Source organism: Pseudomonas agronomica (assembly GCF_025917275.1).
GTDB classification, from domain to species: Bacteria; Pseudomonadota; Gammaproteobacteria; order Pseudomonadales; family Pseudomonadaceae; genus Aquipseudomonas; species Aquipseudomonas agronomica.
In genome coordinates this window covers 1-5586 of the sequence record NZ_JAOSHO010000350.1, presented here as the reverse complement: position 1 = coordinate 5586, position 5586 = coordinate 1, and the positions used below count along the sequence as shown (strand labels likewise).

4 protein-coding genes are annotated in these 5586 nt (G+C 62.2%); all 4 read left to right on the top strand.

What is annotated here, in order from left to right:
- The first annotated feature begins 42 nt into the window (after nt 1-42).
- The 4 genes from OC610_RS20270 to OC610_RS20255 all read left to right on the top strand — a co-directional run bounded on the left by OC610_RS20270 (nt 43) and on the right by OC610_RS20255 (nt 5481).
- Nucleotides 43-1533, top strand: coding sequence for a leucyl aminopeptidase (locus tag OC610_RS20270; protein WP_264430200.1), 1491 nt, complete (start codon nt 43-45; stop codon nt 1531-1533).
- A gap of 58 nt (nt 1534-1591) precedes the next feature.
- Entirely contained in the window at nt 1592-2020 is a 429-nt protein-coding gene (locus OC610_RS20265) for a DNA polymerase III subunit chi (RefSeq protein WP_264430199.1), read from the top strand.
- A gap of 7 nt (nt 2021-2027) precedes the next feature.
- A complete protein-coding gene (locus OC610_RS20260; RefSeq protein ID WP_264430198.1) occupies nt 2028-2393 on the top strand; it encodes a DNA polymerase III subunit chi in 366 nt (121 codons plus the stop codon).
- 241 nt (nt 2394-2634) lie between these two features.
- Entirely contained in the window at nt 2635-5481 is a 2847-nt protein-coding gene (locus OC610_RS20255; protein ID WP_264430197.1) for a valine--tRNA ligase, read from the top strand.
- Nucleotides 5482-5586: the final 105 nt, after the last annotated feature.

Sequence of the window (5586 nt, the reverse complement as noted above, 5' to 3'; positions counted from 1 at the left end):
CTCGGCGCCTGGCCTCTTGACCATTCACTCAGGGATCCGGACATGGAACTGGTTGTAAAAAGCGTCAGCCCAGAAACGTTGAAGACCGCCACGCTGGTGGTTGCCGTTGGTGAAAACCGCAAGCTTGGCGTCGTCGCCACCCAGCTTGACGCCTTGAGCGGCGGCGCGATCAGCGCCGTACTCAAGCGCGGCGACCTGGCCGGCAAGGTCGGCCAGAGCCTGTTGCTGCACAGCCTGCCCAACCTCAAGGCCGAGCGCGTGCTGCTGGTCGGCGTGGGCAAGGAAGCTGAACTGGGCGACCGTCCTTTGCGCAAGATCATTGCCGGCGTGCTGGGCACCCTGAAAAACCTCGGCGGCGGCGACGCAGCACTGGCGCTGGATGAGCTGGTGGTCAAGGGCCGCGACAGCTATGGCAAGAACCGCCTGCTGGCCGAGACCCTGGTGGATGGCGAATACCAGTTCGACCAGTTCAAGAGCCAGAAAGCCGAACCGCGCGCCCTGAAGAAAATCACCCTGCTGACCATCAAGGCCGCCCAGGCCGAAGTCCAGCGCGCCGTGACCCATGCCACCGCGATTGCCAACGGCATGGCCTTCACCCGCGACCTGGGCAACCTGCCGCCGAACATCTGCCACCCGACTTTCATGGGCGAACAGGCCAAGGCGTTGGGCAAGGAGTTCAAAGGCCTCAAGGTCGAAGTCTTCGACGAGAAGAAGATCAAGGACCTGGGCATGGGCTCGTTCTATGCCGTCGGCCAGGGCAGCGCCCAACCGCCACGCTTGATCGTCATGCAATACAACGGTGGCAAGAAATCCGAGAAGCCTTACGCGCTGGTCGGCAAGGGCATTACCTTCGACACCGGCGGCATCAGCCTCAAGCCTGGCGCCGGCATGGATGAAATGAAATACGACATGGGCGGTGCCGCCAGTGTGCTCGGCACCCTGCGCGCCGTGCTCGAACTGCAACTGCCGATCAACCTGGTGTGCATCCTTGCCTGCGCCGAGAACATGCCCAGCGGCACGGCCTCGCGTCCTGGCGACATCGTTACCACCATGAGCGGCCAGACCGTCGAGATCCTCAACACCGACGCCGAGGGCCGCCTGGTCCTGTGCGACGCGCTGACCTACTCCGAGCGCTTCAAGCCGCAAGCGGTGATCGATATCGCCACGCTGACCGGCGCTTGCGTCGTCGCCCTCGGCGCCCACACCTCGGGCCTGCTGGGCAACAACGACGAACTGATCGGCCAATTGCTCAGCGCCGGCCAGCAAGCCGATGACCGCGCCTGGCAGTTGCCGTTGTTCGACGAGTACCAGGAACAGCTGGACAGCCCGTTCGCCGACATCGCCAACATTGGCGGCCCGAAAGCCGGGACCATTACGGCGGCGTGCTTCCTGTCGCGCTTCACCAAGAACCTGAACTGGGCGCACCTGGACATCGCCGGCACCGCCTGGACCAGTGGCGGCAAAGACAAGGGCGCCACTGGTCGTCCTGTTCCCCTGCTGACCCAATACCTGCTGGACCGCGCCAAGGCCTGACACTGATGATCGCCGGTACGTCGCCCCAGGGCGACGCATCGGCGATCCAGGAACCGCAATGACCAAAGTCGACTTCTATATCCTGCCCAGCGCCGATCCCTCGGCGCGGCTGGATTTCGCCTGCAAGCTCACCGAAAAGGCCTGGCGAATGGGCCATCGCATCTACCTGCACTGCAGCGATGCCGCCCAGCGCGAGGACCTCGACGCACGGCTGTGGGCTTTCAAGGGCGAAAGCTTTGTGCCCCATGGGCCGGCAGAAAGCGAGCCCGAGGGCTCGATCGTGCTCGGGCTAGGGAATGACTGCGGGCAACATCAGGACCTGCTGGTCAACCTTGACCTGAAAGTGCCGGCCTTCGCCCAGCGCTTCGCCCGCGTGGCAGAAGTAGTGGTGGAGGATCCGGCCATCCGGCAAGCCGCGCGGGAGAGTTTCCGTTTCTACCGCGAACAGGGCTATCCTCTGCAAGACCACCGTTTACAGCGACTCTGAGCCTACGATGGACACTCCTAAACCGCCGCAAAAACCCGCCCAATTGCTGGATGACCTCGAGTCGATCCGCCAGTTGCTTGGCGACGACACCCTGCAACCGCCGCTGTTGACCGATACGGTGGAACACGAGCCGGTGCACGACGAACAGATCCCACTGCTGTTTGATCCGATCAACGGCCAGCCCGAACCCCAGCCAGCCCCCCAGCCCGAACCCAAGGGCCCCGATGCCCTGCTGCACCTGGACCGCGAACTTCGCGCCGCCGCGCAGTTGATCATGCAAGACGTCATCGACGACTTCGCCCCGCACATCGAGACCGAGATCAAGCGTCGGCTGGATGCGAGGATGGAACGGCTGTTGAGTCAGTACGAGTAACCCCGAGATCTACTGACCACCAAACACCTTGTGGGAGCGAGCTTGCTCGCGATAGAGGTAGATCAGCAACATTGATGTTGACTGACACGCTGCTATCGCGAGCAAGCTCGCTCCCACATTGTTCGGTTGTGCCCACAAGCCATCTGCCAAGCTTCCAGCTTGCTGCATGTGGCTTGCACCAGCCCCGCCCGCTATACTTCCCGGCTTTTCCTGAATAAATGCCAATAGGGTCCCGCCGCGCATGGATAAGACCTACCAGCCGCACGCCATTGAAACTTCCTGGTACAACACCTGGGAGTCCGAGAATTATTTCGCTCCGCAAGGCGCGGGCGATTCCTACACCATCATGATCCCGCCGCCGAACGTCACCGGCAGCCTGCACATGGGCCACGGTTTCAACAACGCGATCATGGACGCCCTGATCCGTTTCCGTCGCATGCAAGGTCGCAACACCTTGTGGCAACCGGGCACCGACCACGCCGGCATCGCCACGCAGATGCTGGTGGAGCGTCGCCTCGAAGCCCAGGGCCAGAATCGTCATGACCTCGGCCGGGAGAAATTCCTCGAGAAAGTCTGGGAATGGAAAGAGGAGTCCGGTGGCAACATCAGCCGTCAGATCCGCCGCCTGGGCTCATCCGTGGATTGGAGCCGCGAGCGCTTCACCATGGACGACGGCCTTTCGGAGGCGGTGAAAGAAGCCTTCGTACGCCTGCATGAAGACGGCCTGATCTATCGCGGCAAGCGCCTGGTCAACTGGGACACCAAGTTGCACACGGCCATTTCCGACCTCGAAGTGGAGAACCACGACGAGAAAGGTTTCCTGTGGAACCTGAAATACCCATTGGCCGACGGCGCCAAGACCGCCGAAGGCAAGGATTACCTGATCGTCGCCACCACCCGTCCGGAAACCATGTTGGGCGACTCCGCCGTGGCGGTGAACCCGAACGACGAGCGCTACCAGGCACTGATCGGCCAGTTCGTCGAGCTGCCGCTGGTTGGCCGGCGTATCCCGATCATCGGCGACGATTACTGCGACCCTGAATTCGGCACCGGCTGCGTGAAAATCACCCCGGCCCACGATTTCAACGACTATGAAGTCGGCAAGCGCCACAACCTGCCGCTGCTGAACATCTTCGACAAGAACGCCAATGTCTTGCCGGCCGCCCAGGCGTTCAACCTTGACGGCACGCTGAACGAAAACGTCGACGGCCAGATTCCGCCCGAATACGCCGGCCTGGACCGCTTCGAGGCACGCAAGCAGATCGTCGCGGCATTCGAAGCCGCCGGCCTGTTGGTCAGCGTCGACGATCACGCCCTGAAAGTCCCGAAAGGTGACCGCTCCGGCACCATCATCGAGCCGTGGCTGACCGACCAGTGGTACGTGTCCACCAAGCCTTTGGCCGAACCGGCGATTGCCGCCGTCGAAGATGGCCGCATCCAGTTCGTGCCCAAGCAATACGAAAACATGTACTTCTCGTGGATGCGCGACATCCAGGATTGGTGCATCAGCCGTCAGCTGTGGTGGGGCCATCGCATCCCGGCCTGGTACGACGAGTCGGGCAAGGTCTATGTCGGCCGCGATGAAGCCGAAGTCCGCGCCAAGCACAACCTCGGTCCGGACGTGGCGCTGGCGCAGGACAACGACGTCCTCGACACCTGGTTCAGCTCGGGCCTGTGGACTTTCTCCACGCTGGGCTGGCCGCAGCAGACCGAGTTCTTGAAGAAATTCCACTCCACCGACGTGCTGGTCACCGGCTTCGACATCATTTTCTTCTGGGTCGCCCGGATGATCATGCTGACCATGCATTTGGTGAAAAACGAGGACGGCACCCCACAAGTGCCGTTCAAGACGGTCTACGTCCACGGCCTGGTGCGCGACGGCCAGGGCCAGAAGATGTCCAAGTCCAAGGGTAACGTCCTGGACCCGCTGGACATCATCGACGGTATCGACCTGGAAACCCTGGTGCAGAAACGCACCTCCGGGCTGATGCAGCCGAAACTGGCGAAGAAGATCGAGAAAGCCACCCGCGAAGAATTCGCCGAGGGCATCGCCAGCTACGGCACCGATGCCCTGCGCTTCACCTTCTGCTCGCTGGCGTCCACCGGTCGTGACATCAAGTTCGACATGGGCCGCGTCGAAGGCTATCGCAACTTCTGCAACAAGATCTGGAACGCCGCTCGCTACGTGCTGGACAAAGGCGAGGACTGCGGCCAGAACGGCGAAGCCTATGAGCTGAGCCTGGCCGATCGCTGGATCATCTCCCAGTTGCAACGCACCGAAGCCGAAGTGACGCGCCAGCTGGAACAGTTCCGTTTCGACCTCGCGGCGCAAGCGCTGTACGAGTTCATCTGGAACCAGTATTGCGACTGGTACCTGGAACTGTCCAAGCCTGTGCTGTGGGACGAAAATGCTCCGGTCGAGCGCCAGCGCGGCACCCGTCGCACCCTGGTGCGGGTGCTGGAAGTGGCCCTGCGCCTGGCGCATCCGTTCATGCCGTTCATCACCGAGGAAATCTGGCAGCGCATCGCACCGCTGGCGGGTATCCAAGGCAAGACGATCATGCTGCAACCGTGGCCGGTGGCCAACGAGACCCGCATCGATCCGGCGGCCGAGGACGACATTGAGTGGCTGAAGACCTTCATGCTCGGCCTGCGCAATATCCGCGCCGAAATGAACATCGGCCCGGGCAAGCCGCTGACCTTGTTCCTGAAAAACGCCAACACCGGGGACCTGCGTCGCCTCAATGAGAACGAAGCACTGCTCAAGAAGCTGGCGAAGCTTGAATCGGTGACCGTGCTGGCGGCGGGCGAAGAAGCGCCGCTGTCCGCCACTGCATTGGTTGGCGAAATGGAAGTGCTGGTGCCAATGGCCGGGCTGATCGACAAGGGCGCCGAACTGGCGCGCCTGGACAAGGAAATCCTGCGCCTGAAGGGCGAAGTCCAGCGGGTGGGCGGCAAGCTGTCCAACGCTGGCTTCGTCGACAAGGCGCCGGCCGAGGTCATCGAGAAGGAACGGGCCAAGCTGGCCGAGGCCGAACAGGCGTTGGGCAAGCTGGCCGAGCAGCATGGGCGGATTTCCAGCCTGTAACGGCGGTTCTCAACGAAAAGGGAGGTCCATTTGGACCTCCTTTTTTATGCCTGCCCCTTTCTCCCAGACAATGAAGAACCCTTGTGGGAGCGAGCTTGCTCGCGA